Source organism: Ancylobacter sonchi (assembly GCF_018390695.1).
Classification (GTDB): Bacteria; Pseudomonadota; Alphaproteobacteria; order Rhizobiales; family Xanthobacteraceae; genus Ancylobacter; species Ancylobacter sonchi.
In genome coordinates this window covers 359,830-380,001 of the sequence record NZ_JAHBGF010000020.1, presented here as the reverse complement: position 1 = coordinate 380,001, position 20,172 = coordinate 359,830, and the positions used below count along the sequence as shown (strand labels likewise).

The 20,172-nt window shown below is 71.0% G+C and carries 15 protein-coding genes and 1 pseudogene; 3 read left to right on the top strand and 13 right to left on the bottom strand.

Annotated features, from left to right (window positions below):
• Position 1: 1 nt before the first annotated feature.
• The 10 genes from KHC28_RS12445 to KHC28_RS12400 all read right to left on the bottom strand — a co-directional run bounded on the left by KHC28_RS12445 (position 2) and on the right by KHC28_RS12400 (position 10,200).
• Positions 2-1,087, bottom strand: coding sequence for an ABC transporter substrate-binding protein (locus KHC28_RS12445; protein WP_214008668.1), 1,086 nt, complete (start codon positions 1,085-1,087; stop codon positions 2-4).
• Between the two features lie 86 nt (positions 1,088-1,173).
• Positions 1,174-2,022, bottom strand: coding sequence for an ABC transporter permease (locus KHC28_RS12440; protein ID WP_214008667.1), 849 nt, complete (start codon positions 2,020-2,022; stop codon positions 1,174-1,176).
• 70 nt (positions 2,023-2,092) lie between these two features.
• The gene (locus KHC28_RS12435) at positions 2,093-3,220 is read right to left on the bottom strand and encodes an ABC transporter substrate-binding protein (RefSeq protein ID WP_312893173.1); all 1,128 of its coding nucleotides are present in this window, start codon (positions 3,218-3,220) and stop codon (positions 2,093-2,095) included.
• 185 nt (positions 3,221-3,405) lie between these two features.
• Positions 3,406-3,855 (bottom strand): Lrp/AsnC family transcriptional regulator, encoded by a 450-nt coding sequence (locus KHC28_RS12430; protein WP_214008665.1) that lies wholly within the window; start codon positions 3,853-3,855, stop codon positions 3,406-3,408.
• A gap of 46 nt (positions 3,856-3,901) precedes the next feature.
• Positions 3,902-4,762, bottom strand: a complete 861-nt coding sequence (locus KHC28_RS12425; RefSeq protein WP_214008664.1) for an NADPH-dependent oxidoreductase — start codon at positions 4,760-4,762, stop codon at positions 3,902-3,904.
• A 23-nt stretch (positions 4,763-4,785) separates the two neighbouring features.
• The gene (locus KHC28_RS12420; RefSeq protein ID WP_214008663.1) at positions 4,786-6,252 is read right to left on the bottom strand and encodes an FAD/NAD(P)-binding protein; all 1,467 of its coding nucleotides are present in this window, start codon (positions 6,250-6,252) and stop codon (positions 4,786-4,788) included.
• Positions 6,253-6,261: 9 nt separating this feature from the next.
• Positions 6,262-7,608 carry an LLM class flavin-dependent oxidoreductase gene (locus tag KHC28_RS12415; protein ID WP_214008662.1) on the bottom strand — a complete coding sequence of 449 codons (1,347 nt, stop codon included), beginning with the start codon at positions 7,606-7,608 and terminating at the stop codon, positions 6,262-6,264.
• 128 nt (positions 7,609-7,736) lie between these two features.
• A complete protein-coding gene (locus tag KHC28_RS12410) occupies positions 7,737-8,828 on the bottom strand; it encodes a cytochrome-c peroxidase (protein WP_214008661.1) in 1,092 nt (363 codons plus the stop codon).
• Positions 8,825-9,403 carry an SCO family protein gene (locus KHC28_RS12405; protein ID WP_214008660.1) on the bottom strand — a complete coding sequence of 193 codons (579 nt, stop codon included), beginning with the start codon at positions 9,401-9,403 and terminating at the stop codon, positions 8,825-8,827. Before KHC28_RS12405 ends, KHC28_RS12410 begins: the two co-directional genes overlap by 4 nt.
• Entirely contained in the window at positions 9,394-10,200 is an 807-nt protein-coding gene (locus tag KHC28_RS12400; protein WP_214008659.1) for a type 2 periplasmic-binding domain-containing protein, read from the bottom strand. Before KHC28_RS12400 ends, KHC28_RS12405 begins: the two co-directional genes overlap by 10 nt.
• 207 nt (positions 10,201-10,407) lie before the next feature.
• Between KHC28_RS12400 and KHC28_RS12395 the strand changes: the two genes are divergently transcribed.
• Positions 10,408-12,045, top strand: a complete 1,638-nt coding sequence (locus KHC28_RS12395) for a rhodanese-like domain-containing protein (protein WP_214008658.1) — start codon at positions 10,408-10,410, stop codon at positions 12,043-12,045.
• A gap of 117 nt (positions 12,046-12,162) precedes the next feature.
• Positions 12,163-13,050 (top strand): annotated as a pseudogene (ligD, locus tag KHC28_RS12390) (non-homologous end-joining DNA ligase); the annotation flags it as partial.
• 64 nt (positions 13,051-13,114) lie between these two features.
• On the opposite strand, the gene KHC28_RS12385 reads toward ligD, so the two are convergent.
• Positions 13,115-13,336 carry a hypothetical protein gene (locus KHC28_RS12385; RefSeq protein ID WP_214008656.1) on the bottom strand — a complete coding sequence of 74 codons (222 nt, stop codon included), beginning with the start codon at positions 13,334-13,336 and terminating at the stop codon, positions 13,115-13,117.
• Positions 13,337-13,686: 350 nt separating this feature from the next.
• Between KHC28_RS12385 and KHC28_RS12380 the strand changes: the two genes are divergently transcribed.
• On the top strand, positions 13,687-14,031 hold the full coding sequence (locus tag KHC28_RS12380; protein ID WP_214008655.1) for a hypothetical protein: 345 nt from the start codon (positions 13,687-13,689) through the stop codon (positions 14,029-14,031).
• Between the two features lie 24 nt (positions 14,032-14,055).
• On the opposite strand, the gene KHC28_RS12375 is transcribed toward KHC28_RS12380, so the two are convergent.
• On the bottom strand, positions 14,056-14,826 hold the full coding sequence (locus tag KHC28_RS12375; protein WP_214008654.1) for a glycosyltransferase family A protein: 771 nt from the start codon (positions 14,824-14,826) through the stop codon (positions 14,056-14,058).
• 50 nt (positions 14,827-14,876) lie between these two features.
• Entirely contained in the window at positions 14,877-20,129 is a 5,253-nt protein-coding gene (locus KHC28_RS12370) for a glycosyltransferase family A protein (RefSeq protein WP_214008653.1), read from the bottom strand.
• Positions 20,130-20,172 lie beyond the last annotated feature (43 nt).

Below are 20,172 nucleotides of genomic sequence, written 5' to 3'. Positions count from 1 at the left end.
ATCAGCCGCGCCGCAGCGACGAGAGGGCTTCTTCCAGATAGGAAGCATCCGCCCAGTCGTTCACGTCGACATCGTTGGCGATGTAGCCGTGCGCGCGCAGGAAGTCCTTTTCCAGCTTCAGCCCGGCGAGGTTCTGCGCCGACAGGTTCGGCACCAGGTCATAGTCCGGCAGCGCGCGGGCGATGGCGTCGCGGTCGGCATAGATGGTGGTGCGGTAGAAGATGTCGGCCGCCGCCTCGGGATGGGCGTTGATCCAGCGCCCGGCGCGGATCGACGCACGCAGCCACGCCACCACGATGTCGCGGTTCGCCTCGGCGAATTCGCGGCTCACGGTGAGGGTACGCGGGGCATTGGCGATGCGCAGCGTCCAGTCCGGATAGCGGTCGAGATCCTCGATGACGCGGAAGCGGCCGGTCGCGGACAGGCGGACATCGACGCCGATGGAATAGTCGTAGATCGCGTCGATGGTGCCGGCGTCGAGCGCGCGGGCTTCCAGCGTCAGCTCGTCCTGCTTGGTGGCCCGGCGCTGCGCCCAGATGCCGGCGGGGGTATCGGCCGGGACCTCGGTATGGGCGTCGGCATCCTCGATGTCGACGATCTCGACATCGCTGCGCTCGAGCCCGTGCAGCGCGAGCGCGGCGAGGATGCCATGCTCGCCGGTGGCGCGACGGTGGTCGATCTTCTCGTTGCGCTGGCTCCTGTAGAGGCCGAAGCGGCGGCCCTTCAGGTCCTCGACGCGGTGGATGTCGGAATCGGTGCGCACGATCACCTTGCCGGCCGGCTGCGCCTGGGTGAGGCCGAGCAGCACGGTGGGGCGAAGATCGGCCTTGGACCAGATGGCCGGGCTGTTGCCGCCATCGCGCAGCAGCCGGTCGGAATCGTGGTTGTAATGCGCCGGCCAGGCGACCTCGGAGGCCGCCGAGCGCAGATAGGTGGGCTTGGCCCCGACACGGGCGAGCTCGTCATGGATCCAGCCGAGCTCCAGCGCCACGTTGGACGCCACCAGCACCGGGCAGATGGTGTAGATGAGCTCGCGCAGCACCGGGGTGGCGTTGGCCTCTATCGAGCGGTCGACGGCGATGGTCATGGCGTGTGTCCTAAGCCGGATGATGGGGACCCCCTCTCCCCGTGGGGGGAGAGGGCAAGAAAAGGAAGCAGCTGCGGGCGACGGGCTCAGCCCTCGAAGCCCTGCTTCCAGCGCAGTACGAAGCGCTGCAGCAGCAGCATCAGGCGATCGATGGCGAAGCCGACGAGGCCGATGATGACCATGCAGACGATGAGCTGGTCGGTGATCAGCAGGTTCTGGGCGCGGAAGATCAGGTAGCCCAGACCTTCCTGGCCGCTGAGGCCTTCGGCGGTGACCACCAGCGCCCAGGCGACGCCGGCGGCATAGCGCAGGCTGACCATGATGCTGGGCACCGCGCTCGGGATGACCACCCGGCGGATCAGCTGCGAGCGCGTCAGGGTGAGCACCTTGGCGAGCTCGATATGGCTCTTCTCGACATTGCGGATGCCCTGCAGCGTGTTGAGGAACACCGGGAAGAACACCGACTTGGCGATGACGAGGATCTGCGCGGGGGCGCCGAGGCCGAGCCACAAGACGATCAGCGGCAGCCAGGCGACGCCGGGAATGTGGCGGATGCTGTCGAAGGTCGGGCCGAAGAAGCGCTCGACATTGGCCGACAGCCCCGCCGCCACGCCGAGCACCACCGCCGCGACCGAGCCATAGACGAAGGCCTGGCTGACGATGTTGATCGAGCGCAGGAAATCGAGATGCAGCGACTGGCGTGTCACCATGGCGGCGAACGCCTTCACGGTGGCCAGCGGCGAGGGCAGGAACACCGCCGGCACCAGCACGTAATAGGTGGCCAGCGACCAGACGGCCAGCAGCCCGAGCGGCAAAATGATGCCGATATAGCGGCGGCCGGGGGCAGGACGGCGCGCCGCGCGGGCCGGGGACGGTATCCGCGCCCCGGCCAGGGGGCGGCGGACGGCGAAGGTGGAGTTGGTTGCGTCGGTCATGATGCCGGCTCGCCTCTGGTGGCCGCCCCGGCGCGGGCACGCAGCCCCGCCAGGACGGATCCGCGCTGTGTCAGTAGATGGAGTACTGGCCGCCCTTGAAGAACTTGCCGTCGACGAACGCCGTGATGTCCTGCTGGCTCAGCTTGCGGTCGGTGAACACGTCGTCGCCATGGGCGATGTACCAGTCCTGGAACTCGCTGATGGCATGGCGGACATTGTCGGCCGAGGTGTCGCCGGCGATGAACTCGTAGCCCGACGGATCGACGATCTGGAACTTGGCGATCTCCAGCGGCACGCGGGTGCCCTTGGAGATGATCTGCGCCGCCTCGTCGACATTGGCCTGGATCCAGGCGGTGGCGCGGCGATAGGAGATCAGGAACGCCTTCACCGCATCGGGATACTTCTCGGCGAAATCGCGCATGGCGAAGAAGGAGACGCGGCCGGCGCCATTCTCGTAGACGCCCTTCTCCACCGTGCGGCCGACGATCTTCACCTTGCCGGAAAGATAGAGCGCGGCGCCGGAATTGTTGCCGATATGGGTGGCGAGACCGTCCACCGCGCCCGACAGCAGCGCGGCGTTGCGGGCGCCGTTGTTCTCCACGCCTTCATAGCGGATCTTGCCGGCCTTCAGGCGGGTGTCGAGCGGCAGGCCGGCGGCCTCGAAGGATTCGAACACCGAGGTGTAGGAGCAGCCGATGCGGTTCGAGCCGTAGACCTTGCCCTCCATGTCGGCGATGGTGTTGATCTCGTTATTGTCGGCGCGGGCGAGCAGCGGCGTGCGGTACTTGTTCGACGCCTCGGAGACCCACACCACCACGGCGTCGAGCCCGTTGGCCCGGTGAGCGGTGGCGGGATAGAGCATGCGCTGGGCGATGGCGATGGAGCCGCGGTTGAGGCCGGCGGATTCGGCGCCCGACAGCTCGGCGGCGCCGGAGGCGATCAGGTTGACCTCCTTGACGCCGACCTTGTCGAACTCCTCCTTGAAGATGCCCTTCTCCTGCGCCACCACCGACCAGGGGTTCAGCTGAAGGTTGATGAAGTCGAGCTGCTCGCCGGCGGCGGCCGGCGCCAGCGGCGCGGCGAGCGCGAGCGTCGCGGCGACCAGCGCCGCCGCCAGACCGCGGCTCGAAACCTTGCCCCATACCGCCGACACCCTGCCCGCATCGCGCCTGGCGGCCGAACCCACTGCGTTTTCCACGTCCCGTCTCCGTATTTCAACGTCAATTGCAAGAAGATGACGTGACGGTAACGAGATGGACCGGGTGCGGGAACAGATGTTCATCCAATGATTTCGGCGGATTGAGAAGTTTATACTCAATCCGCCGGCGAGAAAGGATTCTCCATCCGCCGGTATGCCGTAGAGTTCCGGTATCGGCGGAACGTTCAGAACGGCAGCACGGTTCGCGACGACAACACCTCCATGGAAAAGCGGGAGGTGACGTTCTTGGGCGAGGCCCCCTCGATGAGGCGATTGTAGAAATCGTCATAGGCCTGCATGTCGGGTACGACGACGCGCAGGAGATAATCGACGTCGCCGGCCATGCGGTAGGAATCCATCACCTCGGGCATGGATTGCACGAGGCGGCGAAAATTCGCCGCCCATTCGCGGCTGTGGTTGACCGCCTCCACCGCCACGAAGGCGGTGAGGCCGAGCCCGAGCTTGCGGGAATCCACCAGCGCCACCCGGCCCTTGATGATGCCTTCCGCCTCCATCTTGCGGATGCGGTTCCAGCATGGCGTCTGCGACAGATTCACCAGCCGGGCGATCTCGGCGATCGGCTTCGAGGCATCGGCCTGCAGAATGCGCAGGATCTTGTGGTCGATCTTGTCCATCTGCCCCCTCTAACCCGCCCCTGCGGGATGCAGGGGCGGTGTTGTCTCACTTGAACGGAAAGCCCAGCGTCTCGAGCTGGCGCCGCAGCACGTGGCGCCCCTTCAACGCGGCAACGGAATGCAGGCGCTGCAAGGCGAGGCGCGTCCACGGCGTGGCGTCGAGCCCCTGCTCGGCGCGGAAAGCCAGCGCGTGCGCGTCGGCGCGGGCCAGCGTCTCCTCCTCGCCGGCGGTCGCATAGACGTCGCGGTGCACGATGCCGGGCTGCGGGATGCGCGGCTTGACGTCGGTTTCCACCGCGCGGTCCGGCCGGCCGATGGCGAGGCCGACCACGGCATAGGCGCGCGGCGGCAGCTTGAGCAGATGCGCGACGGCGGCGGCATCGTTGCGCAGCGCGCCGATATAGACCGCGCCGAGCCCGAGCGATTCCGCCGCCGTCAGCGCGTTCTGCGCCGCGAAGGCGGCGTCGAGCGAGGCGATGAGGAAGCTCTCGGTGTAGTCGAGGCCGTCGGTGGTGAGCCCCTCGCGCTCGGCGATGCGCTGCACGCGCGAGAGATCGGCGACGAAGACCAGGAACAGCCCGGCGGTCTCGATATGCTTCTGGTTGCCGGCCACCGTGGCGAGCTGCTTGCGCAGCGCCGGGTCCTCGACGGTGACGAGGCTCCAGGCCTGCACGTTGGAGGAGCTCGGCGCCGACTGCGCCGCCGCCACCAGCACGTCCAGCGTGCCCTCGGGGAGCGGCTCGGACGTGAAGGCGCGCACGGAGCGGTGGGCCAGCAGCACCGACAAGGCCGGGCTCCACGGCACCTCGCCGGCGGCGACCGGCTCGCGGTAGCGCTTCTCCAATGCCGCTTCCGGCGCCACGGTCTCGGCATCGCGGAAATGCGTGGCGGGGGTGATCTCGTTCATCGATCGGTCTCCGAATACGGGTCTCACGCCACCTGGCGGGCCGGCGAGGCGGCCGCCGACGGGGCGAGGCGGGCAGCGAGTATCCCGGCCAGCCGGGTTGCCTGATGGATCTGCTCGTTGAGCGAGCTGGCCTCGAACAGCTCGCCGCGCAAGGGGTGGCCGACCGCGAACAGCGTGTCGGAGATGCGCCCCTCAATATCGATCAGCGCCTGCGTCGTCGGATCGGCGCGTACGCCGACGCCGACCGGATGCGGCACGGCGAGGCCGCGGCGCAGCAGGCTGCGGACCAGCGGGTCATCGATGCGGGTCCAGTCGAACTCGAAGCCGAGCGTGCTCACCACCAGATCGGCATCGATGTGCAGCGGCACGCCACCGCCCTTCGGGCGCAGCGTGGCGCGCAGGCCGGATCCGGCGGTATCGAGCCGGCTAAGCGTGCCGGCGAGGCTGCGCACCCGTCCCGCCGCCTGAGCACGGGCGAAGAAGGCATAGGAGGGCGCCGCCGCGCGATGCATGGCGAGGTTCCAGAACGGCAGCAGGCGGCGAAGCAACTTCTCGCGGGCGCGGTTGTCCAGCCCGGCCCAGATCGGCGCCGCCAGCTGGCGGAACAGCGGCGGCAGGCCCTGCCAGTCCTGTCCGGCCGCCGCGACGGCGCGGCGCTCGCGGCGGATCCAGCTCAGCACCGCCCCCGCCTCGCGCGGCAGCTCGGCCGCCTCGGGCGTGCCCGGCCACGGCGCCACCTCCCGGCGCGGCGCCACGACGAGGCCGCGCCGCGAGACGACGGTGTAGTGGCCGCGAAAGCCGCACTTCTCCAGGCTGACCACCGCGTCGAGCATCGACAGGCCTGAGCCGAGCAGCAGCACATGGGCGGCATCACCGGCGCTCTCGAAGGCGTTCAGGGCAAAGATGTCGCCGACATAAGCCGGATGATCGGCGAGCCCGGCCGCGAGCGCCGGTGCGCGACGGTGCAGGCCGGTGGCCAGCACCACCTGCCGGGCGGCAAGCGTCGCACCCGAAGCCAGCGTCAGCGCATGACCGTCGAGATCGACCGCCCGGTCGCGGCGATGAACGAGGCGCACCCGCCCCTGCGTGCCCCGCACCGCCCTCGCCAGTTCGCGCTCGGCATAGGCGCCGTAGAGCGCACGCGGCGGCGAGGTGTGGGCGATGTCCCCAGCCGGCGGGTTCCAGCGCCCGGCCTCCGCCTCGGCGCGCAGCCAGTCGAGGAAAAGCTGCGGCGAGCCGCCGGCCCTGAGGATGAAGCCGGCGGCGAGGCCATTGACGGTGTGGTCGGGTTCGTCGGTAGCATAGGCGATGCCGCGCGCCAGCCGCGCCGCCGGCTCGACGATGACGAGGTCGAGCGGCGCGGTGCTGGCCTCGACGAGGCGCAGCGCGGTGACCGCGCCGGCGAAGCCGCCGCCGACGATGGCGATGTCGTGGGCGATAGCCTGGGCGCAGTCGTTTGTCTGCGAAACCGTGGTCTGCGAAACCGTCATGCCGATGGCTCAGGCGCTGGCGCGCAGCGAGGCGCCGCTGTAGCGGCTCTCGGGACGCGGCAGGCCGTAATGATCGCGCAGCGTGGTGCCGGCATATTCGGTGCGGAACAGGCCGCGCTTGCGCAGGATCGGCACCACCTCATCGGCGAAGGCATCGAAGCCGCCGGTGAGCCAGGGCGGCATGATGTTGAAGCCATCCGCCGCGCCGTTCTCGAACCACAGCTGGATTTCGTCGGCGATGCGCTCCGGCGTGCCGGCGATGACGAAATGGCCACGCGCCCCGGCGAGGCGGTTGATCAGCTGGCGGATGGTGGGGTTCTCGCGGTCGACGACGTCGAGGATCAGCTGGAAGCGGCTGGCGGTCGCCACCGAGCCCTTGAGGTCCAGAAGATGGCGCGGGAACGGGCCGTCGAGATCGTAGCTGGACAGATCGAGGCCGGTCATGCGCTTGAGCTGGGCCAGCGAATATTCCGGCTGGACCAGATCGTTGAACTCGTCCTCCAGCCGGTCCGCCTCGACCTGGGTCGAACCGATGAACGGGCTGAGGCCGGGCAGCACCTTGATGTGCTCGGGCCGGCGCCCGAGCGCCACGGCGCGGGACTTGATGTCGGCGTAGAAGCCCTGCGCGCTCTTCAGCGTCTGGTGCGCGGTGAAGATCGCCTCGGCATATTGCGCGGCGAAGGAGCGGCCATCCTCCGAGGAACCGGCCTGCACATAGACCGGGCGGCCCTGCGGCGTGCGCGGGGCGTTGAGCGGCCCCTTCACCTTGAAGTGCTTGCCGATGTGATCGATGGCGTGGATGCGGTCGGTATCGGCGAACAGGCCGCTGGCCTGATCGGCGATGACGGCATCGTCCTCCCAGCTGTCCCACAGCTTGGTGACGACCTCGACGAATTCCCGGCTCTTCTCGTAGCGCTCGGCATGCACCGGATGTTCGGCGAGGCCGAAATTCTGCGAGGCGGCGCCCTGCGAGGTGGTGACGATGTTCCAGCCGGCGCGGCCATGGCTGAGATGATCGAGCGAGGCGAACAGCCGGGCGAGGTTGTAGGGCTCGTTATAGGTGGTGGAGGCGGTGGCGATCAGCCCGATATGCGAGGTGACGGCGCCGATGGCGGCCAGCCAGGTTATCGGCTCCACCCGGTAGCGGGCGGCGTAGCGGATATTGTCGGCCAGCACCGGCCCATCGGCGAAGAACAGCGAGTCGATGGTCGCCGCCTCGGCCCGGCGGGCGAGGTCCTGGTAATAGGCGATATCGTTCAGCCGGGCGATGTCGGTACCCTTGTAGCGCCAGGCCGCCTCGTGATGGCCGCCGGGATAGACGAACAGATTCAGGGACAATTGGCGGCGCTGGCTCATGGCACTTCACCCTGTGAGACGTTTGGCGGCGAGACGATGGACGGTCAGACGAGACGGTCCGGGCCGCATTTGTGCCTAGCTCGCCACTGCGCGCGGCCATTGTCAATATATTCTATAAATTTTATCTACTATAGCGCGTGCAGAAAGGCGACCAGGGCGGCGCGCTCGGCCTCGTCGAGGGCGCGCGGGCGCAGCAGCGGGTCGCGCCGTGCCGCAGCGGCACGCAGCGGGTCGCTCGCCTCCGCCTCGTTGCGCAACCAGACCTCGCCGCCGCCACGGGCATAGAGGTTCACCACCGCTTCAAGCGTGGGGAACAGGCCGGCATGCATATAGGGCGCGGTGCGTCCGAGATGGCGCAAGCTCGGGGTGCGGAAGCGCCCGGCATCCTCCACGCGGCCGGTGGCGCGGAAGTGGCCGAGATCCTCGCGCGGCTCGCCGAAGGCCGACAGGCCGAGATTATGCGCGCCGCCATCGGCGAGCAGCGAGCCGGAATGGCAATTGGCGCAGCCCGCTTTTGTGCGGAACAGGTGCAGGCCGCGGATCTCCTCGTCGCTCAGGCTGTCCGGCGCGCCGGCGAGGAAGGCGTCGAAGCGGGTCGGTTCGTCGAGCGTGGCGAGATGGGCGGCAAGCGCGGCGCCGAGGCGGGGCGGATCGAGGCTCCCCTCGCCGAAGGCGGCGGTGACCAGCGGGCGATAGGCCGGTTGCTCGCCGAGCCGGGCGGCGAGCGCAGCCGGATCGGGGTTCGCCATCTCGTCGGGATGGGCGAGCGGGCGCAGCGACTGGGCGGCGAGCGAGGTCTCCACCCCCTCCCAGCCGAAGGCCGGCAGGCGGGCGACACCGAGCAGCGAAGGGGCATCGCGCGGCGGCGCAGCTCCGATTGCCGGACGCAGCGGGCGCGGGTCGGCAAAGCCATGGGCGGGCGCGTGGCAGCTGGCGCAGCTCATCGTGCCGGCGGCCGACAGGCGCGGATCGACGAACAAAGCCGCGCCAAGCCGGGCGAGCGCCGGATCGGGGGCGGGCAGCGGAGGCGGCACCGCGAATTCGACGAAGACCGCACCCAGCTCCAGTTTGGGCGGCGGCCATTGCGCCGGCGGCCGGGCATAGAGGGCGCGCAGCGCGGCGGCGTCCGGCGCGGCGGAAGGCGGGCCGTCGGCAAGGCAAGCGCCAAACGGGATGGCGCCGAGCAGCAGCAGCGCCGCCAGCGCCCGGCGCGGCCTCACGAAGTGCCGATGAGGCGCCGCAGCCGCGCCAGCTGCGCCTCGTGCGGGGCGCGGTAGTCGATGGCGTCGGCGATGTGGCCCTCGCCATCGACCAGGAACAGCACGGCAGTGTGCTCCATGGTGTAGGTGCCGTCCGGCTGCGGGACCCGGCGATAGGTCGCCTTGAAGGCGGCGGCAGCAGCGGCGGTTTCCGCCTCGCTGCCATAAAGGCCGGTGATGCGCGGATCGAAGGCACTGAGATAGGTGGTGAGTTGCTCGGGCGTGTCGCGCGCCGGATCGACGGTGACGAACAGCACCTTCAGCCGCTCCGCCTCCGGCCCGAGCTCGGCCAGCACCTGGGAGAGCTCGTAGAGCGCGGTGGGGCAGACCTCCGGGCAGGAGGTGAAGCCGAAGAACAGCACATAGGGCCGGCCGCGCAGCGCGCTCTCGTCGAGCCGCCGCCCATCCTGCGCGGTCAGGGAGAAGCGCGAGGAGACCTCGCTCGCTTCGCCGGGCGGCACGACGGCGAAGAGGCCGGCGACCAGTCCAAAGAGCAGGGCGACGAGGCCCGGCAGCAGCGCGCGGATCAGTGACAATCCGGCGCGTCCTGCTCGAGATAGACCTCCAGCGCGACGTTCCTCGCCCATTCGCCGGCCTTGCGGTCCCAATAGGGCGAATCGGCGAAGGAGGCGACCAGCGGGCGCAGCTCGCCGGCCAGCGGGCTGCCGGGCGGCAGCGCCACCGCCAGCGAGATAGGCGCCCGCGCTGGCAGGGTGGCAGAAAATTTCTTCCATTCGGCTTCTCCAAACAGACGGCGCAGCACCACCTCGTCATGAACGGCGGCGTCGCATTCGCCGGTGCGCACCTTCATCAGGGCGAGCGCCGGCACCGGCTGGACGATCTCTTGCGCGCCGCTGTCCCGCACGAGGCGGCGGGCGCGCGCGTTCGAGGCGACCACGCAAAGCTTGCGGCCGGCGAGGTCGTCCCAGGAGCGGATGTCGGTGTCGGTGCGCATGGCGACGGTCAGGCCGGAGCGATAGCCGCTCGGCAGCCATTCGGGGTTCGAGGTCGTCTCCGTCGCCTCCGGCAGCGCCACGGCGAGGTCGATGCGCCCGTCGGCCAGCGCGCCGGCCGGTGCCTCGCCGATGGCAACCAGCTCGACCTTGCGGCCGAGGCGGCGGCCGATCTCGGCAGCGAGGTCGAGGTCGAAGCCGTCCTGCGTGTAGAGGCGGGCCGCCGGCACGTCGGCCGCCGCCGGCACCTGGGCGACGCCGATGCGCAGCGGCGCCGGCTCGGCGCCGGCCACGGCCGTCGCACCCGTCAGCAGGGCCGCCGCCAGCCATGCGACTACCCCGCCGCAGCGGCGCAGATATGTCCCGTTCGTCGCCCTCACCTTCGTCTCCGCTCGTGATAGGGCCGCCAGCGTGCCCCGGAGCGGGGAGAAAATTTCTCTCTCTGCCGCCGCGCTTTCGGCACAGCGCTCCAAATCCACCGGCACGCCGCGAAAACGTCTCTGCCGGTCCGCGCCTAGGCTGAAGGGCGCCCGTCTCGTGCCGTCGCGAGCGGGCCGGCTACCCCCGATGCGCCAAAGGAGACGACCATGACCGTGCACGCCACCGCCACCTCCTTCGCCGATGCCGGCCAGCCGCCGGTGCCGGCCCTCTCCGCCGAGGAAGTACGCGCGGCGGTGCTCGGACCCGACGAGGTCGCGGTGGTCGATGTACGCGAGGGCGGGCGCTTCGAGGCCGGACACGTCTCGGTGGCGGTGCCGCTGCCGCTCGGCGAGATCGAGCTGAAGGTCGAGGCGCTGCTGCCGCGCCGGTCGATCCGGCTCATCGTCACCGATGACGATGGTGGGACGACCGGGGAGCGCGCCGCCCGGCGGCTGGCAGCGCTCGGCTATACCGATGTGCTTTTGCTGGCGGGTGGGCTCGAAGGCTGGCAGGCCGCCGGCTTTGAACTGATCACCGGGCAATATTCGCTGAGCAAGGCGCTCGGCGAATTCGTCGAGCGGCGCTACCACACGCCGCGCATCTCCGCGACCGAGCTTCGCGAGCGCATCGAGACCGGCGGCGTGGTTGTGCTCGACACAAGGCCGATCGAGGAATTCCACCATGTCAGCATTCCCGGCGGCGTGGCGGCGCCCGGCGTCGAGCTGCTGTACCGCATCTTCGACGCCGTCCCCTCGCCCGACACCCCGGTGGTGATCAACTGCGCCGGCCGCACGCGGGCGATCATCGGCGCGCAGGCGCTGCAGAATGCCGGCTTCCCCAACCCGGTGGTGTCGCTGGAGAACGGCACCGCCGCCTGGATCCTCGCCGGGCTCGAGCCGGCGCGCGGCGCCGAGGCCCGGCTGCCGCCGCCGAGCCCCGAAGGGCTGGAGCGCGCAAAGGAGGCGGCCGGCCGGGTGGCCACGCGCTTCGGCGTCCGCCACCTCGACGCCGACGGGCTGGCGGCGCTGCGTGCCGAGAGCGGCACGCGCACGCTGTACCTGTTCGACATCCGCACCCCGGAAGAATATGCCGCCGGCCACCTGCCCGGCGCGGTCTCCGCCCCTGGTGGCCAGCTGGTGCAGACCACAGACAGCTTCGCCGGCACCCGCGACGGGCGTCTCGTGCTGCTCGACGACGCCGACGGGGTGCGGGCGACGCTGACCGCCTCGTGGCTGATCCAGCTCGGCTTCGAGCATGTCTTCGTCCATGCGGTGCCAGCGGCGGAACTGACCGAGCGCGGCGTCGCGCCCCCCGCCACCGCCGGCGGCGCGCCGGTGGTCGCCAAGGTGTCGCCGGCGCAGGCCGAGGTGCTGATCGGCGAAGGCGCGGCGGTGCTCGACCTCGAACCGGCGCCGCCCTATTACCGCGAGCGGCGCTACCTGCCCGCCGCGCAGGTCGCCCGGCGCTCGACGCTGGCCGACAGCCTCGCCGCGCTGCCCGGCAGCGGGCCGATCCTGCTCACCTCGGCCGACGGACGGCTGGCGGCGCTCGCCGCCTCCGAACTGGAGAAGCGTACCGCGCGGCGGGTGGTGGCGCTCGACGGCGGCACCGAGGGCTGGATCGCCGCCGGCCTGCCCTACCGGACCGGCCTCGACCAGCCGGCGCTGCGGCCGCAGGAAGCGCTGCCCAAGGCGCCGACGCTGGAGGAACGGCGCGTGACGCTCGACGCCTATGTGCGCTGGGGCGACACCATCACCCAGCAGCTGGAACGCGACGGGCTGGTGCGGTTCCGCGCCTTCGACTGATCGACGGCGCCCCCTCCCGGAACACCGGCGCGCTCCCCACGTTGAGGAGCGCGCGGGACATCGCGCGGGGGAGCCGGCCGGCCCGGCTGCCCCGGAGCGGGAGGACAGCCGATGAGCGGGACGCCGACCTCGCGGGTGACGCTTACCCATCCCGACCGGTTGTACTGGCCGCAGGACGGCGTCACCAAGCAGGAGCTCGCCGACTATTACGCGCGGGTCTGGCGCTTCATCGCCCCTTTCGTGGTGGGCCGGCCGCTCGCCCTGCTGCGCTGCCCGGACGGCATCATCGAGGCCTGCTTCTTCCAGAAGCACGCCTGGCGCGGCATCGACAGCGCGATCCGCCAGATCGACGACCCGCAGGACAGGGACGGCGACAAGCTGGGCGGCGAGAAGCTGCTGGCCATCGACGACCTCGACGGGCTGATCGCGCTGGTGCAGGCCGGCACGCTGGAGATCCACCCCTGGGGGGCGCCGCTCGCCGGGCTGGAAGAACCGGACATGCTGATCTTCGACCTCGACCCCGGCGACGGGGTGACCTGGCCGCAGGTGATCGCCGGTGCGCGGGCGGTGCGCGCCCGGCTGGAGGCCGACGGGCTCGGCGCCTTGGTGAAGACCTCCGGCGGCAAGGGCCTGCATGTGGTGGCGCCGCTGGCGCCCAAGGCCGGCTGGCCGGCGGCGAAGGCCTATGCGCGGGCGGTGGCCGACGCCATGGCGGCCGACGATCCCGACCGCTTTCTCGCCGTGGCGACCAAGGCGAAGCGCGGCGGGCGGATCTTCATCGACTATCTGCGCAATGCGCGCGGCGCCACCGCCGTGGCGCCCTATTCCACCCGCGCCCGGCCGGGAGCGGCGGTCGCCATGCCCATCGCCTGGGAGGAACTCGACGCCACCACCAGCGCCGCCGCGTTCACGCTCGGCAATGCGCCGGCGCGGCTCGCCGAACGCGCCGCCGATCCGTGGAAGGATTTTCGCGCGGCGGCGCGACCGCTGCCGACGGCGCGGTGACGGCAGAGGTGATCGGCGACGATTTCAGATGGGCTTCCGGAAGCGGCCCCGGGCTATCGCCGCCTCAGCGGATCCAGGCGACCACGAGGCCGGCGACAATCACCAGGCCCGCCAGCCAGACGAGGACCCGCACGGCGACGGGCAGCGGCACCTCGGCGCCGGGCCGGGCTGCCCGGCCGTGCAGCGCCTTGTCGGTCATCGCCGGCAATGATTTCTTGCCATGGCGGCGGCTACGGCTGGGGTTCTCGTGCGGGCGATCGGGATGCAGCAAAGAGAGATCAGACATGGGATCGGACTCCTTCGGTCCGTCATGGACTTAGCCACCCCGCGCCACCGGCATGGCCTCGCCGGCAGCGCGTGATCGGCCAATGCCATCACCGTAGGAAATGGGGAGCGCGGCGGCTTTCCGGAAGCCGCGCTTTTGCGCGCAACGCACGGCTCCGTCACGGCGAAACCGAGAGAGCCCGGGTATTTGCGGCGGTCCGCAGCCGGGCGCGCCTTTACCGCAGAACGATCACATCCGCGTCAATTGATGAACGACGGATATAGATCCATGCAATCCCGCCCGACTAATGCCGCAGCGGCATCTGCCTTATGCTGCGCTCAATGGATATCGGACAGCAGCGGAAAGCAGCCATGGACCCCCTCACCCTCGACCGGATCGACCTCGCCCGGATCGACCTTGACCGGATCGATTTGGCCCAGCCGGCGCCGCTCGCGGCGGCGCGCCGTCCCGCCCCGGTGGATCTCGGGGCGCGCTTCGTCGCCTTCCTGATGGTCGGCCTGATGCTGGCCGGCAGTGCCTCGCTGGCTCAGGCGCTGTGCTCCTACAACCGGCTGACCATCGCCGCCGCGGCGGCGACCGCCGAGCCTTTCGCCGCGCCGGCCATGGCGGCGGGCGTGATGGAGCCGCCGATCGAGCTGACCGCGGTGCACGCCAAGCTGCTGCCCTGCGAGGAGCTGGTGGCCGCCTCGCTCTGAGGCGGCGGTGGCCCGTCTTGACGGCTAGAGCCGCGCCAGCGTGGTGCCGAGCCGGCCGTCGGCATAGGTCTCCAGCGCCGCGATGGCGCCGTCATTGGCGCCGCCCTCGTTGAAGTCGCGGAACAGCGAGGCGCCCTCATTGGTGTCGGGCAGGCTGGCCACCCGGTAGTCGGGATACACCACATAGACCGGCACGCCATTGACCGCGCTGTGCCACTTGAACCACAGATCATCCGCCGTCGGCGCCGCCTTCATCGCCGAGACCACGTCGAGCACGCCGGGATGGAAGAAGGACGGGCGGTAGAGCACGCCGTCCTTGCCGGTCGGCAGCAGGAACACGCCGGGATTGTCGGCGATGGTCTGGTTGGTCCAGTAGCGATAGGGCAGGAAGCTGCCCTCGCCCTTCACCATGCGATGGCCGCGAAACGCGATGATGCAGCGGTGCCGGCGATAATAGTGCACCAGCGTCGACAGCCAGTGCGCGGGATAGATGGTGTCGTCGTCGGCGGTGGCGATCAGGCTTTCCTGCGCCAGCGGATCGGCGAGGATCGGCAGCAGCTTGCGATAAGGGCCGGAATTCGGCACCCGGAACCAGCGCAGCCGCGGATCGGCCGACAGCTCGCGGCAGGCCGGGGGAATGCCCTCCATCCCCTCGTCGAGCAGATAGGGCTCGCGCGAGGTGAAGACGCGGACCTCGAAATCCGGGTAGTCCTGCTGCAAGAGGCTCGCCAGCGTCAGGTGCAGCTTGTCCTGGCGGGCCCGGATCGAGGTGAGCCCAATGATGACCTTTTCCATGTACTCACTCCGAGCCGGGGCATGCTGAACGGGCGGGGGCGCGCACGGGGCTAACCCTGCGCCAACCGGTTTTCCGCGCGCAGCGGCCAGGGGATCGGCACGCCATCGGCCGTCGCGGCCACCCGCTGCCCGCCCAGCACCGGCACCCGCACCCGCCGGTCGAACGCCTCGCGGAACAGCGCGAGATATTCCGGCAGGCGGCGCGCCACCGCATTGGAGAGGCTGGCCGGCGTGGCGTAGCAGAAGGTGAGCGGGCACTCGACATGCACGTGCACATGCGCGCCATAGGCGGCCTCGAGCCGCTCGCGGAACTCGACGTCGCCGCGCGAGCGCACCGGCGCGAAGCCGCCGATCACCTCGAACACCTCGCGGCGGAACAGCGAGGTCATGGTGCCGTCGCCGAGCAGATCGAGCGTGTGCTCGAACTGAAGGCGGGCGAGCCGGTCGATGCGCAGATGCGCGGTGGTGCACAGCTTGAGGATCGACGAGCGCGCCAGCGCGCCGACCTGCACCTCCAGCCGCTGGGGATGGGCGTAGTCGTCGCCGTCATGGATGGCGATGAAGTCGCCGATGGCGACCTCCAGCGCGCGGTTGCGGGCGGCATAGGGGCCGCCATTGCGCGGCTGGCGCAGGAACACGATGCGCGGATCGCGCGCCGCCAATTCCTCGATCGCCGCCGAGGCTACCTCGTCGCTGGCGTCGTCGACCAGGATGATCTCGAGGTTGCGGTAGGTCTGCCGCGTCAGCGACTCCAGCGCGGCGGCGAGCAGCGGCAGCTCGGGATTGTAGGCGGTGACAATGACGCTGACCCGGCCATGGTCGACCACCGCCGCCGGCGGCAGCTTCTGGCCGGCGAAGTTCTCGAACAGCGCGCCGATCTCCTCGCCGGCAAAGCCGAGCGGCGCCACGCCATGGTCCAGCCCCCAGCGCGCGAAGGCCCGCTCCAGCGGCTTCATGTTGTGGCGATAGCTGGCGGCGACGATGCCGTGCGGGTCGCTGGTGGATTCCAGGCTGTCGAGACGGGCGCCGTCGAGATGGCGGATGGCGACGCGGTCGTCGAGCAGGATGGCGAGCGCCAGCATCTGCTCCGGCGCCGCGTCGGGCGGGTAGCGCACCGCGCCGGCGGGAACGCCGAGCCGGGTGATCTCGTAGGTGTAGGTGCGCAGCTGCGCCAGCAGCCGGCCGGGATCGCGGCGCTCGGCGAAATAGATGTTGAGCAGCCGGGCGAAGCGGTCCGCCTCGCCGGCCAGCAGCGCGGCGATGAGCCGGTCGACCAGCGGCGGGGTGAAGCGCACCGCCGCCCCCTCCTCGTCATGGGCGCCGAGCGTGGCGTCCTCGCCGCCGGCCAGCGCCGCGCCGATGGTAGCGGCAACATCGGCATCGCCGAGCAGGTCGCGATGGCCGGAACGCTCGATCATGCCGACCAGCAGCGCCATGGTGAGCGGCGAGGCGTAGCGCCGGCAGGCGGCGACCAGCCGGGCGGCGGCACGTGGCTGCGGTTGCGGCAGGATATCGGCCGCCGCCGCCATCAGCACCGCGGTGACGTCGGCCGGCGGCAGTGCCATCGCCACCGTCTCGAACAGCGGAAGCACCAGATCCGGCGAGCGCGCCGCCAGCGCGGCGACGTTGAGGTGCAGGGCCCGGCCGGCCTCGCCCTGCAGGCCAAGCGCCTTGCAGCAGGCCAGCAGGCCGAGCAGGCCTTCGTCGTCGAGCCGCAGCAACTCGGCCGGCTGGGCGAGGCAGGCGCGCAGATAGGTGTCCACCACGGCCAGATGGCCGCGCCGCGCTGCGGCCTCCAGCCGGGCGAAGAAGCCGGACGCCTGCCGCTGCTCGGCGGTGGCGTCCAGGCCGAGCGCCAACGCACTGACCAGCGCGACGTCGTCGGCCGGGCTGGGTGGCTGCATCATGCCGACGGATTCGGCCGCCCCGGCCCAGTTCTCCAGCACATGGGCGGCAAAGCCCATCTCCCGCGCCGTGACGTCCTGCGCGAACTGCCGCAGCAGAGGGCGGGCGGCGGCGTCATTGACCAGCGCCAGCGCGGAATCACCCTCGCCGACCAGCCGGAACGGGTGCTCGCTCGCCATCACCAGCCCGGCGACGTCACCGCCGGGGAAGCGCCTGACGGTGGCGACGAGGTCGGACAGCCGGTAGCAGCCGCGCGCGACCAGCCCGAGGAAGCCGGTCGGCACCGGCGAGCTGGCGGTCAGCGTGAACTCCCCGGACGCCGGGGCATAGCGCAGCGCGCTGGTCACCACCGAGCGCTCGCCCGCCATGATGAACTCGCGGCGGCAGCGCGACACGTAATCGGGCGGATACTGGAACAGGCGGGACAGCACGACGATCGGCGTCGCCGGCGGCAGGCCGGCTTCGGCCAGTCCGGCCAGGGCGGCGGCGATGCCCTCGACCTCTCCCGCCGTGACGAGGCGGGCGCCGGCGGGCAGCGCGAAACGGGCCTCGGTGCCGAAATCATGCACCACCACGCAGCTCGGAGCGGCATAGGCCGCCTCGACGGCGACGGCGGCGCCGACCGGGAATTCCATGCCGCCCCACGCCTCGGCCGGCGAGACGAGCGCACCGCCATCGACCAGTGCCGCTGCGGCGGTGGCGGCATCGGCGCAGATGCGTACCGCCGCGTCGGATTCGCGGGGCAGCAGCCCGGTGGACAGCGCGTTGGCCGGCGTATCGGCAAAGCGCATGAGCGAACCGACGCCGGCCCCGCCGGTGGCGATCAGGCGCGGCCAGTAGCCCAGCGCCGGCGCCGGCAGGCGGCGCACCTCGCGCAGTACCACGAAGCAGCGGCATCCCTTCGCCGAGGCCTCGATGAAGCCGGCAAGCGCGGCGGCGTCCTGCGCCGGCGCCTCGGCGGCGGAGATCACCCGGCAGCCCAGCCCGGCAAGCGCGGCGAGATGCGCCCGCTCCTCCTCGCCGAGGGCGGCGCGCGGCACCACCACGGCGACCTCGCCGGGCACCGACGGCCCCTCCTCCGCCGAAGGCAGCTGCTCCAGCGTCAGCCAGAGCGCCGCCGCGTCGAAGGCGGCGCCGGGATCGAGCGGTGCGGCCGGGGCGACCGCCGCCAGCAGCGGCGCGTAGGTCGCCGGCAATTCGCCACGGGCGGCGAGATCGACCGCGTCGGGCTTTGCCTCCACCACCCGCAGGCGCCAGGCGTCCTGCAGCGCGGTGAGAAAGCCGCGCGCGGCGCCCTCGCCCCAGGAGGCGAGGAAGGTGTCGTAATCGTGCCAGCGCGCGCGCAGCGCGAAATCCAGCGCCAGGAAGCGGTGCAGGGCGGCGCGGCCGCCGCCGCGCGCAATGGAGCGGGCGAGGAGATAGGCCTCGGCGACACGGCCGGCGGCGGCGAGGGAATCGATGTCGCCGACGCGGCCGACGGTGACGCGGATGCCGGCGAGATCGACCACCTGCGGCCGGCCCGGCACCAGCGTGCCGCCGCCGACCACCCGCGCCTCCACCAGCGCCAGCGACGCCTTGCGCAGGTTCAGGCTCGACAGGTCGAAGCGGAAGCCGACCGGCAGCTCGAAGCCGAACTGCGCCTCGCGCGGCTGCACCGGCTGGCTGGCGAAGCCGCGCAGCACCGGCGTGCCGTCGATCAGCAGCTCGATTTCCAGCGGGTCGGCGGGATTGGCGAGGTCGACCACCCAGCCCTCGACGATGGCGGGCGGCGCGAAGCGCCAGACGCCGGCATAATCCGGCCGCGCCACGTCGCCTTCCGGTGCCACCTCACCGCGGGCGAGGTCGCTGAGCCGCCGGCGCACGCGCGGATCGAGGATCGGCAGCGCCGCGCCGGGCGAGCGGCCGGCCGAGCCCTGCACCGGGGTCGCGGTCTCGGCGACGCCGGGCACGCCGGTGAGCGGCACCGCCTGCCCGCCGACCCGCACATGGGTGAGCCGGGACAGCACCTTGTCGACATCGAGGCGGCCGAGGCCGGCGCGGGCGGCGAACGGATCATCCGCCACCGCGAGGTCGAGGCTGTGGCGCACCGCCTGGTCCTCGAGCAGGTCGACCTTGACCCGCGCGGGGATCGGCGCGCCGGAGGCGAGCACCAGCACATGGCCGCCGGCACCGGGCTCCAGCCGGGCGCGCAGGCTGTCGACGATCGGATTGCGGCCATCGAGCGACAGCGTCAGGCCACGCGCGAGATTGGCGATCTCGATCCGCGACGCCAGCCAGTTCTCGGCGGTGGCGCCGGCCGGCAGCACGAATTCGAAGCGGCCGCGCGGCTCGCTGCCGGGGCGGGTGGCGACGGTCTGCACCTCGACGCCGTCGACGACGAGGCTGAGTTCCAGCGGCAGCTCCGGCGCCGAGGCCTCGATCGCCCAGCCGGCCAGCCGGCCGGCGGCGAGCGGCTCGACCTCGCCGACCAGACGGGGGGCATTGGCCCGGGCGAACTTCACCTTGCGCCCGCCGAGCAAGGCACGCTCGCCGGCCAGCACATAGACGGCGACCTCGTGCTCGGCATCGTCGAAGATGCCGGCCGGCAGCGCGTTGAAGCGGAAGCCGGCATTGCGCCGCATGTCGAGCTGCACCGCGTGGCCGGCCTCCTGCCGGGCGACGAGGATGCCGTCGATCTCCAGCTCGACGGTCAGCGGGCGACCCATGTCGGTCACCCAGCCGGCGATGCCGGCGGCGCCGAACTCGGCGACCTCGCCATGGAAGGGCCGGCCCTGCACGGTGAACCGTGTCGGATCGGTACGCAGCCAGCCATCATGGATGAGGCGGCCCGAGCGGCGCTCCTTCAGCGTCAGGCGATGAGTCTCGCCATCCCAGAACTCCAGCGGCAGGCCGGTGTGAAAGCCGACCCGCAGCGCCGTGCCGGCCTGGCCGTCGACATCCTTGCGCACGACGTCGCAGGCGACATCCTTTGCCGGTTTATGGTCGACGAACATCTGCAGCACGAGCGACTGGGCGAGGTCCTCGGAATCATAGGCCCAGCCGGTGATGCGCTCGGCGGTGAAGGTGACGATGCGCGCCCGCAGCCGCCCGTCGCGCTCGCCGATATTCAGGGCGAACTGGCCGCGCGGCACGACGGAGCCGTCGGCGGCGGCGGCGATCTCCACCTCGTGCTGGCCGGGGGGAATGGACGGCGGCGGCACGAAGACGAAGCCGTGATTGCCGTGGCCGCCGAAGCCCTTGGCGATGTCGGGGCGGTGTACGTCCGCCGGGATCTCGAATTCGTAGCCAGCGATCGAAACGCGGACGATCAGCGTGGTGTCGGGAGAATCAGCGTCGAGCAACCAGCCCCAAATCTCGCCGGAGGGCCGGACACCGTTGACATCACCCTTAATCAGCATGAACAACTCCCCGCAAGCCGCTGCCAGCTATAGCAACAGCCGG

Bases quoted from the DNA above. Each gene is read 5' to 3' on its own strand.
- KHC28_RS12445 (WP_214008668.1), bottom strand. From the start codon at position 1,087: ATGACCATCGCCGTCGACCGCTCGATAGAGGCCAACGCCACCCCGGTG.
- KHC28_RS12440 (WP_214008667.1), bottom strand. From the start codon at position 2,022: ATGACCGACGCAACCAACTCCACCTTCGCCGTCCGCCGCCCCCTGGCC.
- KHC28_RS12430 (WP_214008665.1), bottom strand. From the start codon at position 3,855: ATGGACAAGATCGACCACAAGATCCTGCGCATTCTGCAGGCCGATGCC.
- KHC28_RS12425 (WP_214008664.1), bottom strand. From the start codon at position 4,762: ATGAACGAGATCACCCCCGCCACGCATTTCCGCGATGCCGAGACCGTG.
- KHC28_RS12420 (WP_214008663.1), bottom strand. From the start codon at position 6,252: ATGACGGTTTCGCAGACCACGGTTTCGCAGACAAACGACTGCGCCCAG.
- KHC28_RS12415 (WP_214008662.1), bottom strand. From the start codon at position 7,608: ATGAGCCAGCGCCGCCAATTGTCCCTGAATCTGTTCGTCTATCCCGGC.
- KHC28_RS12395 (WP_214008658.1), top strand. From the start codon at position 10,408: ATGACCGTGCACGCCACCGCCACCTCCTTCGCCGATGCCGGCCAGCCG.
- KHC28_RS12385 (WP_214008656.1), bottom strand. From the start codon at position 13,336: ATGTCTGATCTCTCTTTGCTGCATCCCGATCGCCCGCACGAGAACCCC.
- KHC28_RS12380 (WP_214008655.1), top strand. From the start codon at position 13,687: ATGGACCCCCTCACCCTCGACCGGATCGACCTCGCCCGGATCGACCTT.
- KHC28_RS12375 (WP_214008654.1), bottom strand. From the start codon at position 14,826: ATGGAAAAGGTCATCATTGGGCTCACCTCGATCCGGGCCCGCCAGGAC.
- KHC28_RS12370 (WP_214008653.1), bottom strand. From the start codon at position 20,129: ATGCTGATTAAGGGTGATGTCAACGGTGTCCGGCCCTCCGGCGAGATT.